Raw genomic sequence first — 14,488 nt, 5'->3', positions numbered from 1 at the left:
GCGCTTTGCTTATCGGGCCTACAAGAGTTCATCACAACGTATTGATATTGCAAATCTTGTAGGTCGGATAAGGCGCAGCCGCCATCTGACACAGGCTGTGGCTGCCGGCATTACTGCCCGTAATAGGCATTCGCGCCGTGTTTACGCAGATAGTGTTTATCGAGCAATTCCGGCTGCATATCCGGTAGCTGCGGGGCCAGCTGGCGCGAGAACAGCCCCATATAGGCGCACTCCTCAAGCACCACGGCGTTGTGGACGGCATCGGCGGCATTTTTACCCCAGGCAAACGGGCCGTGCGAATGAACCAATACCGCCGGGATTTGCGCCGGATCGAGACCGCGCTCTTCAAAGGTTTTAATAATCACCTCGCCGGTCTGATACTCGTACTCGCCGTTAATTTCCTCAACGGTCATCAGCCGGGTACAGGGGATCGCGCCATAGAAATAGTCGGCGTGGGTGGTGCCCCAGGCGGGGAGATCGAGCCCGGCCTGCGACCAGATCGTCGCATGGCGGGAATGGGTATGCACGATCCCGCCGATCTGCGGATAGCGGCGATAGAGCGCCAAATGGGTCGCGGTATCGGACGACGGTTTTTTGTTGCCTTCAACGACCTTACCGCTGGCGATCTCTACCACCACCATATCGTCGGCGGTCATCACCTCATATTCGACGCCGGAAGGCTTAATGACCATCAGCTTGCGCGTCTCATCGACCGCGCTGACGTTGCCCCAGGTAAAGGTGACCAGCCCGTGCGCCGGAAGCGCCAGGTTTGCCGCCAGCACCTCGGCTTTCAGTTGCTCTAACATGTGAAACCTCCTTCCTGCATCCGTGATTCAATCCAGCGGCGGGCCTGGATAATTTCCAGCACCGGCTCGCTGGCTTTCTCTGTCCACATCTCAATCAGAAATGAACCGCGATAGTTCAGCTCATGCAGCGTTTTGAAGATGCCGACAAAATCAACGCACCCTTCGCCAAACGGCACGTCGCGGAACTGGCCGGGGCTGTCACCGGTCACCGGCAGAGTGTCTTTCAGGTGGATCGCGGCGATACGGTCGATACCCAGCTTCAGCTCGGCGGTCACGTCGTTCCCCCAGGCGCTGAGGTTGCCGACGTCTGGATAAACGGTGAACCACGGTGACGAAAGCATCTCGTCCCACTTTTTCCACTTGCTGATGGAGTTCATAAACGCGGTATCCATGATCTCCACCGCCAGCATCACCTGCGCCGCTGCGGCCTGTTCCACCGCCCACGCCAGCCCTTCGGCGAAACGTTGCTGGGTGCCTTCGTCGTGTTCTTCGTAATAGACGTCGTAACCTGCCAACTGGATGGTGCGGATCCCCAGGTCGCGCGCCAGGCGAATGGCTTTGGTCATGATTTCACGCGCCCGCTCGCGTACCGCTTCGTCGCGGCTGCCAAAAGGGAATCGACGATGGGCGGAGAGGCACATCGACGGGATGGCGACGCCGCTTTCCAGCATCGCGCTCACCAGCGATGCGCGTTGGGCTGGCGTCCACTCCAGGCGCGAAAGGCGTTCATCCGTTTCGTCCACCGACATCTCGACAAAATCAAAACCGCAGCTTTTTGCCAGCACCAGCCGCTCCGGCCAACTGAGGTCTTTCGCCAGCGCTTTCTCGTAAATACCTAATGGATGATTACGCATGCTTTTCTCCCCAAATGGCGTCAATTTGGGCGTGGAATTCGGCTGCGACCTGCGCCGGATGGGCGGCACCCGCCAGCGCACGTCCGGCGATAAATGCCTTAACGTTAATGTTGCGGAACAGCGGCAGATCCGCTGGGGTAATGCCGCCGGTAATTGACAGTTCAAGGCCGATGTCGGACAACGCCTTCATACGCGCCAGGTCCGCTTCTCCCCACTGCTGCCCGCTGGCCTGAGCATCGCGTCCGCGGTGGTAAATCGCCTGGCGAACCCCGACGCGATACCAGTCTCGGGCGTCGTCCAGCGTCCAGTTGCCGAACAGTTCCATTTGAATTTCACCGCCGCAGGATTGCGCGACGGCATGGCCTTTCTCGACCGTGGCGAGCGGCGCAGCGCAGATGATAGTCATCCAGTTAGCGCCAGCGCCAAACGCCTGCTGCGCCAGGGTTTCTCCGGCATCGGCCACTTTCCAGTCGGCGACGATGATTTTTTCCGGGCACTGCGCTCGCAGGGCTTTCACCGCGCTAAGGCCTTCGGTTAAACAAAGGATGGTTCCGGCCTCAACGATATCGACATGATCCTGTAGCAGGGCGACATCGCGCTGGGCTGCTTCCAGGCTGGTGTGGTCGAGCGCCAGTTGCAGTAATGGTCGGCTCATAATGCGTGCTCCTTAATACGGGCGTGATAGCCCTGTAGTGCTTCAATCAAATCCTGGTATTGGCGGTATTTGCGCTGGTAGAGGGCGTGTGCGGTCATGTCCGGCAGCAGCGTGCGCACCGGGTGCTGCAGGTCGCGTTGGGCCTCGCGGAAATCGCGATATACGCCGGTGCCGACGCGGGCAGCCAGCGCCGCGCCGAAGCAGCCGGTCTCCTCCACCTGCGGCAGTTCAATGCGTAAACCGCTGACGTCCGCCAGCATCTGCATCCAGACGTCGGAGTGGGCCGGGCCGCCGGTAACGCGCAGGGCGCAAACGTCGGTAAAACGTTCACGCATGCGGTTGAGGTGGGTCATATGGCTGAAGACCACGCCTTCATAAATCGCCTGCAGCAGGTGCGCGCGGGTGTGCAGCGCCTGCATGCCGTAAAAACCGCAGGTCATCTCCAGTCCGGCATTGCTGCCGTAGAGAAACGGCAGAAAAAAGAGGTCGCTACCGGCTTTCGGCAGGCTGGCGACCGCCTGATTGATCTCGTCAAAAGAGAGGTAGCCCCACTGGGCGGTAAACCATTCAAGGTTGCCGGAGGAGGTCGGGCTGGCTTCGTGAACGATATACTGCCCGTCATTGACGTAGCGGCCATAGACGTAAGGGTGGGCCTCATGGTCGCTCAGGCCGTGAGCGATGCCGCTGGTGACGGCCCAGGTGCCCATCACCGCATTGAGCGTTGATTCATCCTCAATACCGGCACAAAGGGCGGTGGAAACCACATCAAACAGGCCGCCGACGACGGGGGTGCCCACCGCCAGACCGGTGATGGCGGCTGCCTGAGCGGTGATCTCCCCGCATATTTCGGCTGAACCCATCACGGGGGGCAGCGTGCTATCGATTTCACTGATGCCCAGCCATTCGGTCAGACGTGAGTCGTACCGGCCTGTGGTCATGTTGTAGAGGTTGGACTCGGAGATGTTGCTCTCCTCACAGCCTTTAACGCCGGTTAAGCACCAGCGCAGATAGTCATGCGTCATCATTACGCAGCCTATCTGCGCGTAGCGCTGCGGCTCATTCTCTTTTACCCAGCGTAAAAGGGAGACCGGATGCCCGGTCCACAGGGTTTGCCGAGTCAGCGGGTAGAGTTTTTGCGGAACCGCTTCTTTTTGCCAGCGCTGGACAATTTCCATGGCGCGACGATCGGAAGAGAGTATCGCTTTACCTAATGGCCGATCGCTTTTATCTAACAGAAACAGGCCCTTACCTTGAGCGGAAATACCCAGACCGCGGATTTGTGAGCCGCTCACCCCCGTCTGCGTCAGCAGTTTGCTGATGACCGAGCCGCACTGTTGCCACAGTTCGGTCATATCGCGTTCAACCCAGCCTGGCTGCGGGCTTAAAGCGTGCAGCGGCAGGCGTTGCACCGCTACTTCCCGGCCTGCGCCATCGTACAACCCGGCTTTTAGCCAACTCCCACCACAATCTAACCCCAGCCAGTAGTTGCTCATGACTTATTGCACCTCGTCCACGGCTTTCAGGAGATCGGCGCCCTGCGGGTTGTCTTTCAGGAACATATCGCGCACCTGGCTGCCCAGCGCATCGCTGAAGGCTTTACGGTCGATATCGGTCAGGACTTCAACTCCGGCTTCTTTCATGCCATCGATAATTTTTTGCTGATCTTCGGCGACCAGTTTGCGCTGATAGTCACCCGCTTCTTTGGCGGAACTCAGCAGTGCCTCCTGGAACTGCGGGCTTAAAGCGTCGAATTTGGCTTTATTGATCACCAGCAGCAGAGGCGAATAGGCGTGATGAGTGAGGGAGAGGTATTTCTGTACCTCATAGAATTTCGCTGACCACACGACGTTGATAGGGTGTTCCTGGGCATCAATCGTACGGGTTTCGAGGCCGGTATAGACTTCGGAGAATGGCATCGGAATAGGGTTCGCGCCGAAGATTTTAAAGGCCGCGATATTCATTGGGCTGTTGTTAGTGCGGATTTTTAAGCCTTTCAAATCGCCCGGCGTTTTTACCGGCGCGCGGGAGTTGGTGACGTCGCGCCAACCGTTTTCCCAGTAGGCGAGGACTTTTAACCCTTTTGAATCGAGTGATTTTTTCAGTTCATCGCCGACTTTGCCGTCGAGCGTTTTATGCGCATGCGCGGTATCGCGAAACAGGAAGGGGACATCAAGTAAGTTGAATACAGGGGCCAGACCGGTGAAATTGTTCGAACCGGACATTTCCATATCAATGGTTCCGCCGCGCACCCCGCTGATCATTGCCTGGGCGTTACCTAATGTGCTGTCAGGAAAGAGTTTTAGCGTTAATTCGCCGTTAGTTTTTTCTTTTAATAGTTCGTTAAATTTTTTCGCGGCAATATGTTGGGAGTCAGTTTGCGGTGTTTCATAACCAAAACGTAAAGATTGCGCCGCCAGAGACGACACGCTGAAAACAGTCAGACCAGCTATCAATAATGAACGAGCAATAACGTGTAATTTCATAATATTATCCTTTAATTAATCCATTTAAGCGGTGTGATAATTAGCTCGGGAATAAAAATAAATAAAACCAGCAGCGACATCAGTACGACAACGTAAGGGAATACGCCTCTTACCGCGTCATCAAATTTCAATTTTGCTACCCCGGAAATAACGTTGAGGACGTTGCCAACGGGCGGTGTGATTAATCCAATAGAGCAGTTAATAATGAACATGACGCCGAAATAAATCGGGTCAATATTGGCTTCTTTAACTAATGGCAATAATACAGGGGTAAGAATTAACACCGTTGGCGTCAAATCCATCACCATACCGACGACCATAATTGAGATCATAATGACGATAAATAAGAGTCGCGGAGAGTCGACCAGCGGCTGCAGCAAATCTGACACCATCATGGGTAATTCCGCGATCGTAATCAGCCAGGCGGATACCTGGGCCGCGGCCACCAGAAACATGACGACTGACGTCGTTTTGGCGGCATTGACCAGCACGTGGTAGAGACTGGAAAACGTTAATTCCCGATAGATAACCACGGCGACAAAGAGGGCGTAAAAGGCGGCAACCGCCCCTGCCTCCGTTGGCGTGAAAAGTCCGGAACGGAAGCCGCCGATGATAATCACCGGTAAAAACAGCGCCCAGATACCTGAAACCAATGATTGCCAGATTTCACGCGGTGTTGCTTTAGGCTGAGAAGGGAGATTTAATCGCCCGGCCTGCCACCACCAGGTGAGCATAAGCGCCGCGCCCATCATGATGCCCGGTGCGATCCCGGCCATAAACAGCTTGCTGATCGACAAGCCGCTGGAAACGCCGAAGATAATAAAAGGAATCGAGGGGGGAATAATTGGCGCAATGATCCCGCCGGAAGCGATTAACCCAACGGAGCGGTTGATCGGGTAGTTTGCGGAGCGCATCATCGGCACCAGCAGCGCGGCGACCGCAGCGGTATCTGCTACCGCAGAGCCGGAAAGGCTGGCCATAATCATTGCCGCAATAACGCCCACGTAGCCCAGGCCGCCGGGCTTATGGCCGACCAGCTTCATCGGCAGGTCGACAATTCGCTTTGACAGGCCGCCCGCGTTCATGATTTCACCGGCCAAAACAAAAAAGGGAATGGCCAGTAGGGAGAAACTGTCCGCGCCGTTAACCAGAGTTTGCGCCATAATCTGCACGTCAAACATATCCAGGTATGCCATCAGAGCAGCGCCGCAAAGCAGCAGCGACCAGGCGATGGGTAAACCTATCGCGATCCCGCCGAGCAGGCAGCAGAGAAATATCACCACGGCCATGATTAGGCTCCTTGCTGTGGTTGTTGAAAGGAATCGTTACGCGTTATTAAGTGATAAAGCCGACGCAGCTCGATTAACGCGATGGCAACGCTTGTGGGCAGACAGGCGATATACATCAGGCCGATCGGTAAACCGAGGATTGGCGAGTGATCGCTCCAGTCCTGCAACGCTTTTTGCAGGCTGCCCCAGCCTAATGCGAGGCATAACAATAAAATCAGCGAATGCGTCAGCAGCGAAAGTCGACGTTGATTCGCTGGCGAAAGTTTTTCCACCACAAAAGTAACCTGAACGTGAGCGTTATCCATAAATGCAACGATGGCGCCAATAAACGTCAGCCATACAAATAGATAACGTGATAGTTCATCTACCGACAAAATACTGCTCTCAAAACCGTAACGTAAAATAACATTAATAAATACAATGCAGGAAAGTACGGCAATTAATACCGCAAGTATGCCCTCAAGTACCCGCTTCATAACGACTCCATCAGGTTATAGAAACTTATCTCTTTCGATGCTGAATAGTGGAACTTAATTTCTTATGTTTGGTTTATATTAGGTCGGCGCAACGTTGAGTTGCAGGCCGAGAATTAAGGTGATGATGTTTAATTCAGGTTAGCGGCGTGTGGCCTTTTTCATTATGTTAATACCATCGCGTAATATATTGATGCGGTGATTAATATCGGCGCTGGCATTGATTTCCAACAATTTAATACCGGTAAACTGCAACAGTTCGGGAGCTGCGGCGGTAATGAGTTCTTTAACATGTTTCTCCGTCATCAGGCTTTGTGGACAGAAAGGTGCAAACGGAGCATGGAGGTCCTGCCATTCGCCGTATTCTCCATCCAGCGTTGTACCGGAGAACATCAGCGCCCCGAGTTTTCCAGCCTGTTTGGCCTGCTGCGTGTGGATCAGTGGTAGAGAGGTATCCCGCCCTTCAATAGCCGAGCGCGCCCAGTTAATACAGACGCTTATGTCATAGTCGGCAATAGTTTCCAGTACGTTTACCAACGGTAAGAATCCTTTGCGCGGTGCGGGGCCGGTCATCGCGTCGCAGTATTCAAGCACCAGGTCGCAGGACCAGTCCCAGTTGGCAATCTCTTTTAATGAGCGCGCAAAGGCGTCGGTTGCCTGCGCCACGTTCGGATTGCCCGCCAGAGGAGCGGCATGAAGCTCAAGGGCTATGACTTTGCCGGTATTGTTCCCATTGATTTTATTGATCTTCTGATGCAGATGACGATAGTACTCCACGCAGGCTTTACGCTGTTCCTCGTCACTGGACGCTAATCCAAAACCGCCGTTTTCGCTACGGCGGCGCATGGTTTCCATTATCGCGGTGACCACGATTTGCCAGTTTCCCGGTGTATGGCGCAATAACCACTCGTCGCCGAGCGGGTGAAGATGTTCAAGACAAGGCTGCTCCAGCCCCCGGATATCCGGAGTATCAGAGAGTTGCCGCCAGAATTCCGTCTCTTCCTCTTCACTCTTCTGGTGAAATGAGGGTGCACAAGGGTACGCACCGATAATATAACCGGTATTATTTTTCATTTTGTGCTCCAGTAAACTCTATTTTATAAAACGTCTATGGCGACTTTTACGACTATTTTCCGTATCGGCGTAGCAATGCTTTTATTACAACCTGGACGATGAACATCCTGCGGGAAAAACAGGGCATAACTTCCCGGTATCATTTCAATGAATGATTCATGTTCACTGTCGTGATAAAAAATAATATCGCGCTGTTCTAATAATGACTCGCTGATTTGATTATTACCGGTATCAATGGCAACCCCAATTTTCTCTTCGCCCCATGCCAGAAACTGAATATCCAGATAGCGGCGATGAACCTCCGGACGATTTTCAGCAGCATCGCGGGTGGTCATATCGATAATCTGCGCGAAGATATTTTGGCCGTCGATTTCCACTACGCCGGGTTCCAGCGTGCGAAAGTCCGTAGTACGCAAGAAATCGAGCGCCTGCTCTATGGCCGACGGTAACCGGCACGGATCAGGCTGCGCGATATGTCCAAAAATCATGATGTGGCTCCTTACAGCGCCTGAATTTTGGCCCAGACGCTGTCGTCAATGGTGATACCGTGACGGCGGTTGTCATCCAGCAGTTTGGTAAATTCGTGGCCGGGCAGCCGAATCGCGACGTTGTCGTCGGCGCGTTCAGCAGTGGTGATGAAATCCATAATCCGCTGCAGTTTGGCATCGCGGGTTGCGCCATCGATCAGCTTATCCACTTCTATGGCGATGAAAATCTGTGAGACGCCATACTCATCGCTGTTTTCCTGGGTCACTTCGGCAACGGAAGAGCCGTTGGAAAGCAGGGTGGCAATCATGTCCAGCACAATCGACAGACCAGATCCTTTCCAGTAACCCATCGGTAAAATGCGGCGATTTTTCTCGATCACGCCCGGTTCTTTGGTCAACTGACCGTTATCGTCGAAACCGCCGTCCACCGGCAGTTCGCGGCCCGCCAGACGGTTAACCTCCAGCATGCCGTAGGAGAACATCGACATCGACATATCCACCATCGTGATCGGCGTGGAAGGGATGGCGACGATCAGCGGATTGGTACCGATACGGCACTCTTTCGCGCCCCACGGCGGCATGACGGCGATGGAGTTGGTCCAGCAAATGCCGATATAGCCTTTTTCCGCCGCCTGCCAGCCGTAGCTGCCGCCGCGCATCCAGTGGTTAGCATTACGTAACGCCACCAGGCCAATACCATGATCGGAAGCCAGCTCGATGGCCCGGTCCATCATCTTTTTCGCCGTCAGGTTGCCGATAGCGCGCTGAGCATCCCACTGTTCGATGGCGCCGAGGCTGGTAACCCGCTGCGGTTTAGCATCAGGAATAATGTCGCCGTTATCCAGTTGCTGGATGAAGCGGGGAAAGCGGTTCACGCCGTGGGAATAGACACCGGACTCGGTGGTGCGAGCGAACATTTCCGCGCAGGCGTCGGCGGTATCTTCCGCAATATTCCGCGACCGCAAGACGCGGTAGAAGGCCCCTTTTAACTCTTCGAAAGTTACTTTCATCCCTGTTCTCCTGGTCGATTGTCAGAAATTTTAGTATGTTTTTTTATCGATAAATTTCATAATACGAAATGTAGTTCCAAATATATAGATCAAAAATTGTCATGGCAACGCCAGAGAAGGTTTTTAAAAGCGATTAAAATCATCGGGTTATGTTTTTTATGCTGATATCGTGAACTGCAACACACTTTGAGCTACCATCTGATCGCCCAAGAAAGGAGAGAGTTTTCTGATGAGCCAGAACAACGATAAAGAGAAGCCTGCGGGGAGTCAGAGCCTGTTTCGTGGCCTGATGTTGATAGAAATTTTGAGTAACTACCCGAACGGTTGCCCACTGGCGCACCTGTCGGAGCTGGCGGGGTTGAACAAGAGTACCGTCCATCGTTTGTTGCAGGGGCTTCAATCCTGCGGATACGTGACGCCAGCGCCGGCGGCCGGAAGCTACCGTCTGACGACAAAGTTTATTGCCGTCGGCCAAAAAGCCCTGTCATCGCTGAATATCATCCACGTTGCGGCACCGCACCTTGAGGCGCTCAACCTGGCCACCGGCGAGACGGTGAATTTTTCCAGCCGTGAAGATGACCACGCTATCCTGATTTATAAGCTGGAACCGACCACCGGTATGCTGCGCACGCGTGCCTACATTGGCCAGCATATGCCGCTGTACTGCTCGGCGATGGGGAAAATTTATATGGCGTTTGGTCAGCCGGATTATGTGGCGTCTTACTGGGAAAACCATAAAGATCAGATCCAGCCGCTGACTCGCAACACCATTACCGATTTACCAGCAATGTACGATGAGTTGGCGCAAATTCGTGAAACCAGCATGGCGATGGACCGCGAAGAAAATGAACTGGGCGTCTCCTGTATTGCCGTGCCTGTGTTTGATATTCACCATCGAGTGCCTTACGCCATTTCTATTTCGCTGTCGACGTCACGGCTAAAACAGATCGGCGAGAAAAATCTGCTCAAACCGTTGCGTGAAACCGCACAGGCTATCTCTAATGAGCTGGGATTTACCGTTCGCGAATAAGACAGCTCGCCAGGTTTTATCAGGCATCTGACAAAATTTGTCCGTTTGCGTAGTGGGATCAAAGCGGTGGGGAATGGCTCTCTGGCATTCTGGCGTTTTAACGCAGGGGGAGAACAATGAACCGGTTTATTATGGCGGATGCGTCGGCGTGTATCGGGTGTCGTACCTGCGAGGTCGCCTGCGTAGTGTCGCACCAGGAACAGCAGAATAGCGCGGCGGTGACGACGGCGGACTTTGTGCCGCGTATCCGGGTGATAAAAGAGGATAGCTTCACCACGGCCACGGTCTGCCATCAGTGTGAGGACGCGCCGTGCGCGAATGTCTGCCCGGTACAGGCGATTCGCCGTGATCGGGGGCATATCTTCGTGACGCCATCGCGCTGCATTGGTTGTAAAAGCTGTATGCTGGCTTGCCCGTTTGGTGCGATGACCGTGGTGGCGTCCGCGTCAGGCGCGCAGGCGATTAAATGCGATCTTTGCTGGCATCGGGAAGCGGGGCCGGCGTGCGTGGAAGCCTGCCCGACCAGTGCGTTACAGTGCGTTGACGCAGCACACGTGCAGCGCCAGCGCCTCTATTCTCAACCTTTCTGAATGTCGTTCCGGCCTGCATGATGGCCGGAATAACCGTCAGCCTTCACGCCAGGCGCGTTCTATCTCTTCTGCCAGAATTTTTACGCCCGCCTCGATTTTGTCCGGTTCAGGCACGTAGTTCATCCGCATACACTGGTGTGTGTGCGGCCAGGGTTTATCCAGCCCGGGAAAGAAATAGTGGCCCGGCACCATCAGCACGCCGCGCGCTTTCAAGCGTTGATAGAGTAGCTCGGTGGTAATCGGCAGATCTTTAAACCACAGCCACAAAAATATTGCGCCTTCCGGTTTATGAATCAGGCAGCGTTCTTCGGATAAATAGCGACGAATGATCGCGATCGTCTGTTGAACGCGCTGATAGTAGAAAGGTTTGATAACCGTTTCCGACAGCCGCAGCAGATCGTTACGCTTAATCATTTCGCACATCATCGCCGGGCCCATGCCCCCGGGCGCAAGGCTGATGATGCCGTTCATGTTGGCAATGGCGGTAATCGTCTTATCATTGGCGATGATAATCCCGCAGCGGGAACCGGGCAGCCCCAGCTTCGAGAGGCTCATGCATAGGATAATATTGGGGTTCCACAGCGGGCGCGCCTCGCTAAAGATAATGCCCGGAAACGGTACACCGTAAGCGTTATCAATCACCAGTGGGATGTTGTGCTGATTCGCCAGTCTGTCCAGCTTCATCAGCTCTTCGTCGGTGATAACGTTACCGGTTGGGTTGGTCGGGCGCGAGACGCAAATCATCCCCGTTTCTTCGCCGATGTGCAGATGCTCAAAATCGACGTGATACTTAAACTGGCCTTCCGGCAGCAGCTCAATATTCGGGCGCGCCGAAACGAAGAGGTCGTCTTCCAGACCGGAATCCGCATAGCCGATGTATTCCGGCGCAAGCGGGAATAGTACCTTTTTCGTACTGCCGTCGGCGCGACGTCCGGCGAAGAGATTAAATAAGTAGAAAAACGCGCTCTGACTGCCATTTGTCAGCGCAATATTCTGTGGTTCGATATCCCATCCCAGCGTTTCACGTAGCAGTACGGCCAGTGCATTCAGTAGCGCCGTTTTTCCCTGGGGACCGTCATAATTACAAAGCGCATCAGCGGCTTTGCCGCTTTCTACCATCTCTGTCAGTAGCGTCTGGAAATAATCCTGCATTGCAGGGATGTGTGCCGGGTTACCGCCGCCAAGCATGATGGCGCCTGGCGTGCGTAAGCCGTCGTTGAGATCCTCCATCAGGCGGGTAATGCCTGAATGGCGGGTAAATTTATCGCCGAAAAGTGAAAATGTCATAACGGGTGATCTATCGAACTGTCTGTCAAAGTGGATAACCATAACGCTACAAATGGCGGGGCGCAAATGAGGGTCAGGCGGTAGTATTGATGTTTTATGCTACAAATTTTTATCAGGTTAGTTTTTTATTTTGAAGGGGCTACCGGTACGCGAGGGGGACCGGTAGCACCACGATTAGCGGCGGCCCGCCCAGACGACCATCACCGTATCGTCGCCGTACTGGCGTACAAAACCGTACCCGTGTTTTAGCGTCAGCGTGGTTTGTTGGCCTGCGCCGATGGCGGGATGTCTGGCGCGGAACTGGCTAATACGCTGCCAGTGCGCGACGGCTGCGGCTGACTTTCCGCTCACGTCCTGCCAGTTCATATCTGAACGGGTGCCTTGCAGCGGGTCGGAGCCGGTGGGGCCGAAGGGACGAGCGGATTCATCGCCGTAAAAGATCTGCACCGCGCCCGGCGAAAGCAGCAGCAGTTCCGCCGCCTTATCACCGCCCTCACGGAAAAGGCGCGTATCATGCGAGGAGAGGTAACTTAATACGTTGAAATCCTGCATTTTATCCGCCATCTGCTGCCAGACTGGCCCCATTTCCGCCAGGCAATCGACCGCTTTCGTCGCCTGCTCCTGATAATCAAAATTGATCATCGCGTCGAAACCATAGCGATAATAATCGCTTTTCATGACGCCGTGGCCCCACGCTTCGCCAGTCATCCAGAACGGGCTATCATCCAGCGCTTTGTCCGGATTGGCCTGCTTCCATTCATGTAACGCCGCGCTGGCCTGGGTTTTTAGCTGTTGCCAGGCAGGAAGCTCAACGTTTTTGGCAGTATCGACCCGGAACCCGTCAATGCCGTAATCATGCACCCACTGGCTTAACCAGTGAGTCAGATAATCCCGTGGCGTATAGCCCTCAATGAACTTTGCTTTAGTATCGGGTTTGTTGGCATAGAACACGGGTAGGCCGGAAGGCGTGGTAGATTCCGTTTTTATATCCGGCAGGAAGGCCAGCGACAGGGTTAAATCGTCAAATCCCGGACTGTCGTAGTTGCCAATATCGGTACGAATCCACTTTTTCCCCCACCATTTTTCCCAGGCGGCGCTGTCGCTGAAGTTGATGTAGTCGTTAAAGCTGTGCCAGCTTTGTCCGGCGGCGGGTCGCCAGTTTGTCCAGCGATCGCCGAGAATTTTTTGCCGTTCCGCGCCGGATAAATAGAGCGCGCCGAACTGATACTCCTGCATATCCGCCAGCGTGGCGTAACCGGCATGATTCATTACTACGTCAAATAAAATACGGATGCCGCGCTGGTGCGCGCCGTCGACCAGCGCGCGGAGATCGGCTTCGTTGCCCATATTGGCATCCAGCGTCGTCCAGTCCTGAGTGTAATAGCCGTGATAGGCGTAATGAGGAAAATCGCCTTTTGCTCCGCCGCCGACCCAGCCGTGGATCTGTTCAAACGGCGAGCTTATCCACAAGGCGTTCACGCCTAATTGCTGTAGATAGTCCAGTTGACTCGTCAACCCGCGCAAATCGCCGCCGTGGAAAGTGCCAATCTCTTGCATACCATCCTTATGGCGACCATAGCTGTGGTCGTTGGTTGCATCGCCATTGCGAAAGCGATCCGTAAGCACAAAATAAACGGTGGCGTTGCGCCAGTTAAAAGGCGCTGATGCATGGGTTTCCGCGCGTTCCAGCAATAAAAGCCCGTGGCTGTCGGCAGGTCGCAGCGTGATTTGCCCGTTTTGGACGGTATCGGTTTGACCACTGTAATAATCGCGCACTACCGTTCCTTCCGGAAAGGTCTGGCTAACATCCAGCGTGAGCGGCGAACCATCCCAGACGGGACACTGGTAGGCGAGCTGCGCGGTGTGTTCAGGTTCAGTTTTTATCGATAACAACAGGGTCGGCGTACCGGAGCGGGTATCTACCGTTATCGTATAGTCGCCATCTTTAAACAAACGCCATTGCGGCGGCGCGCCTTCGCAGGGTTTTAACGACAACATCTGGTTGAGTTTTATGGCGCCGGAGGGCTGCCAGCACTGCTGGTCAATATGGAGCGTTAACGCGCGTGTACCTTTTGTTAATGCAGCATGGCTGGTAAAGCGCCCGGTTTCCTGCGTCGAGAACGTCGGAAAACCGGGTGAGGTCCATGATGAGGCGATCGCGATACCGGGTATCAGCGTCAGAGCGAAGGCGGCAAGTTTCATCACGCTATCCTTTGTGGGCAATATTCATCAGCTTGCCTGGTTTTTAGGCGAATGAACTCCTCCTCAGCAGAGAGTCGCGCAGGAGGAGGCGCGAGGGTGAGCGACGAGGCGCAAAAAAACGCCTCTATTTGCGATAAGCACCACATTTTATTGGCATTATTGCTGCCTGTTATCGTTAATAGTTGACATAGTTTCGGATTAAGACTATTCCCTGAGGTGCTTTTTAAGCCTATTTTTGCTAGAATTT

At 54.2% G+C, this 14,488-nt stretch carries 14 protein-coding genes; 2 read left to right on the top strand and 12 right to left on the bottom strand.

The genetic code is table 11. From position 1 onward, the window contains the following. Window positions 1-110: 110 nt before the first annotated feature. The 10 genes from araD to yiaK all read right to left on the bottom strand — a co-directional run bounded on the left by araD (window position 111) and on the right by yiaK (window position 9,132). On the bottom strand, window positions 111-806 hold the full coding sequence (gene araD, locus ABVN36_RS11305; protein ID WP_000893174.1) for an L-ribulose-5-phosphate 4-epimerase: 696 nt from the start codon (window positions 804-806) through the stop codon (window positions 111-113). Then, complete coding sequence (locus tag ABVN36_RS11300) at window positions 800-1,660, bottom strand: L-ribulose-5-phosphate 3-epimerase (RefSeq protein ID WP_023138218.1); 861 nt, start codon at window positions 1,658-1,660, stop codon at window positions 800-802. Before ABVN36_RS11300 ends, araD begins: the two co-directional genes overlap by 7 nt. Beyond that, on the bottom strand, window positions 1,653-2,315 hold the full coding sequence (ulaD, locus tag ABVN36_RS11295) for a 3-keto-L-gulonate-6-phosphate decarboxylase UlaD (RefSeq protein ID WP_000089530.1): 663 nt from the start codon (window positions 2,313-2,315) through the stop codon (window positions 1,653-1,655). Before ulaD ends, ABVN36_RS11300 begins: the two co-directional genes overlap by 8 nt. Next, window positions 2,312-3,808, bottom strand: coding sequence for an FGGY-family carbohydrate kinase (locus tag ABVN36_RS11290; RefSeq protein ID WP_023138217.1), 1,497 nt, complete (start codon window positions 3,806-3,808; stop codon window positions 2,312-2,314). Before ABVN36_RS11290 ends, ulaD begins: the two co-directional genes overlap by 4 nt. Window positions 3,809-3,811: 3 nt before the next feature. Further along, entirely contained in the window at window positions 3,812-4,798 is a 987-nt protein-coding gene (yiaO, locus tag ABVN36_RS11285) for a 2,3-diketo-L-gulonate TRAP transporter substrate-binding protein YiaO (protein WP_000766337.1), read from the bottom strand. An 11-nt stretch (window positions 4,799-4,809) separates the two neighbouring features. Next, window positions 4,810-6,087 (bottom strand): 2,3-diketo-L-gulonate TRAP transporter large permease YiaN, encoded by a 1,278-nt coding sequence (gene yiaN / locus ABVN36_RS11280; RefSeq protein ID WP_000301822.1) that lies wholly within the window; start codon window positions 6,085-6,087, stop codon window positions 4,810-4,812. A gap of 2 nt (window positions 6,088-6,089) precedes the next feature. Further along, window positions 6,090-6,563, bottom strand: coding sequence for a 2,3-diketo-L-gulonate TRAP transporter small permease YiaM (gene yiaM, locus ABVN36_RS11275; RefSeq protein WP_000832316.1), 474 nt, complete (start codon window positions 6,561-6,563; stop codon window positions 6,090-6,092). Window positions 6,564-6,701: 138 nt separating this feature from the next. Beyond that, window positions 6,702-7,634 (bottom strand): DUF4862 family protein, encoded by a 933-nt coding sequence (locus tag ABVN36_RS11270; RefSeq protein WP_023138216.1) that lies wholly within the window; start codon window positions 7,632-7,634, stop codon window positions 6,702-6,704. A 23-nt stretch (window positions 7,635-7,657) separates the two neighbouring features. Then, window positions 7,658-8,122, bottom strand: a complete 465-nt coding sequence (locus tag ABVN36_RS11265; RefSeq protein WP_000576058.1) for a YhcH/YjgK/YiaL family protein — start codon at window positions 8,120-8,122, stop codon at window positions 7,658-7,660. 11 nt (window positions 8,123-8,133) lie between these two features. After that, on the bottom strand, window positions 8,134-9,132 hold the full coding sequence (gene yiaK, locus ABVN36_RS11260) for a 3-dehydro-L-gulonate 2-dehydrogenase (protein WP_000869008.1): 999 nt from the start codon (window positions 9,130-9,132) through the stop codon (window positions 8,134-8,136). A gap of 229 nt (window positions 9,133-9,361) precedes the next feature. On the opposite strand from yiaK, the gene yiaJ reads away from it, so the two are divergent. Both yiaJ and ABVN36_RS11250 read left to right on the top strand, forming a co-directional pair. Next, window positions 9,362-10,162: an IclR family transcriptional regulator YiaJ gene (gene yiaJ / locus ABVN36_RS11255; protein WP_023138215.1), complete on the top strand. Its 801-nt coding sequence runs from the start codon at window positions 9,362-9,364 to the stop codon at window positions 10,160-10,162. 116 nt (window positions 10,163-10,278) lie between these two features. Then, window positions 10,279-10,752, top strand: coding sequence for a 4Fe-4S dicluster domain-containing protein (locus ABVN36_RS11250; protein ID WP_001078817.1), 474 nt, complete (start codon window positions 10,279-10,281; stop codon window positions 10,750-10,752). 36 nt (window positions 10,753-10,788) lie between these two features. On the opposite strand, the gene avtA is transcribed toward ABVN36_RS11250, so the two are convergent. Beyond that, window positions 10,789-12,039, bottom strand: a complete 1,251-nt coding sequence (avtA, locus tag ABVN36_RS11245) for a valine--pyruvate transaminase (RefSeq protein WP_000144384.1) — start codon at window positions 12,037-12,039, stop codon at window positions 10,789-10,791. Between the two features lie 174 nt (window positions 12,040-12,213). Beyond that, window positions 12,214-14,241, bottom strand: a complete 2,028-nt coding sequence (locus ABVN36_RS11240) for an alpha-amylase (RefSeq protein ID WP_023138214.1) — start codon at window positions 14,239-14,241, stop codon at window positions 12,214-12,216. Between the last annotated feature and the right edge of the window lie 247 nt (window positions 14,242-14,488).

This window comes from Salmonella sp. SJTUF15581, from assembly GCF_043356775.1.
Classification (GTDB): Bacteria; Pseudomonadota; Gammaproteobacteria; order Enterobacterales; family Enterobacteriaceae; genus Salmonella; species Salmonella enterica.
The sequence above is the reverse complement of the archived record's forward strand: the minus strand, read 5'-3'. Positions and strand labels throughout refer to the sequence as shown.

Excerpts from the sequence above, each read along its gene's own strand:
- ABVN36_RS11270 (WP_023138216.1), bottom strand. The coding sequence starts at position 7,634 with ATGAAAAATAATACCGGTTATATTATCGGTGCGTACCCTTGTGCACCC.
- araD (WP_000893174.1), bottom strand. The coding sequence starts at position 806 with ATGTTAGAGCAACTGAAAGCCGAGGTGCTGGCGGCAAACCTGGCGCTT.
- ulaD (WP_000089530.1), bottom strand. The coding sequence starts at position 2,315 with ATGAGCCGACCATTACTGCAACTGGCGCTCGACCACACCAGCCTGGAA.
- yiaO (WP_000766337.1), bottom strand. The coding sequence starts at position 4,798 with ATGAAATTACACGTTATTGCTCGTTCATTATTGATAGCTGGTCTGACT.
- ABVN36_RS11250 (WP_001078817.1), top strand. The coding sequence starts at position 10,279 with ATGAACCGGTTTATTATGGCGGATGCGTCGGCGTGTATCGGGTGTCGT.
- ABVN36_RS11300 (WP_023138218.1), bottom strand. The coding sequence starts at position 1,660 with ATGCGTAATCATCCATTAGGTATTTACGAGAAAGCGCTGGCGAAAGAC.
- avtA (WP_000144384.1), bottom strand. The coding sequence starts at position 12,039 with ATGACATTTTCACTTTTCGGCGATAAATTTACCCGCCATTCAGGCATT.
- yiaK (WP_000869008.1), bottom strand. The coding sequence starts at position 9,132 with ATGAAAGTAACTTTCGAAGAGTTAAAAGGGGCCTTCTACCGCGTCTTG.
- ABVN36_RS11290 (WP_023138217.1), bottom strand. The coding sequence starts at position 3,808 with ATGAGCAACTACTGGCTGGGGTTAGATTGTGGTGGGAGTTGGCTAAAA.
- yiaM (WP_000832316.1), bottom strand. The coding sequence starts at position 6,563 with ATGAAGCGGGTACTTGAGGGCATACTTGCGGTATTAATTGCCGTACTT.
- ABVN36_RS11265 (WP_000576058.1), bottom strand. The coding sequence starts at position 8,122 with ATGATTTTTGGACATATCGCGCAGCCTGATCCGTGCCGGTTACCGTCG.
- yiaN (WP_000301822.1), bottom strand. The coding sequence starts at position 6,087 with ATGGCCGTGGTGATATTTCTCTGCTGCCTGCTCGGCGGGATCGCGATA.
- yiaJ (WP_023138215.1), top strand. The coding sequence starts at position 9,362 with ATGAGCCAGAACAACGATAAAGAGAAGCCTGCGGGGAGTCAGAGCCTG.
- ABVN36_RS11240 (WP_023138214.1), bottom strand. The coding sequence starts at position 14,241 with ATGAAACTTGCCGCCTTCGCTCTGACGCTGATACCCGGTATCGCGATC.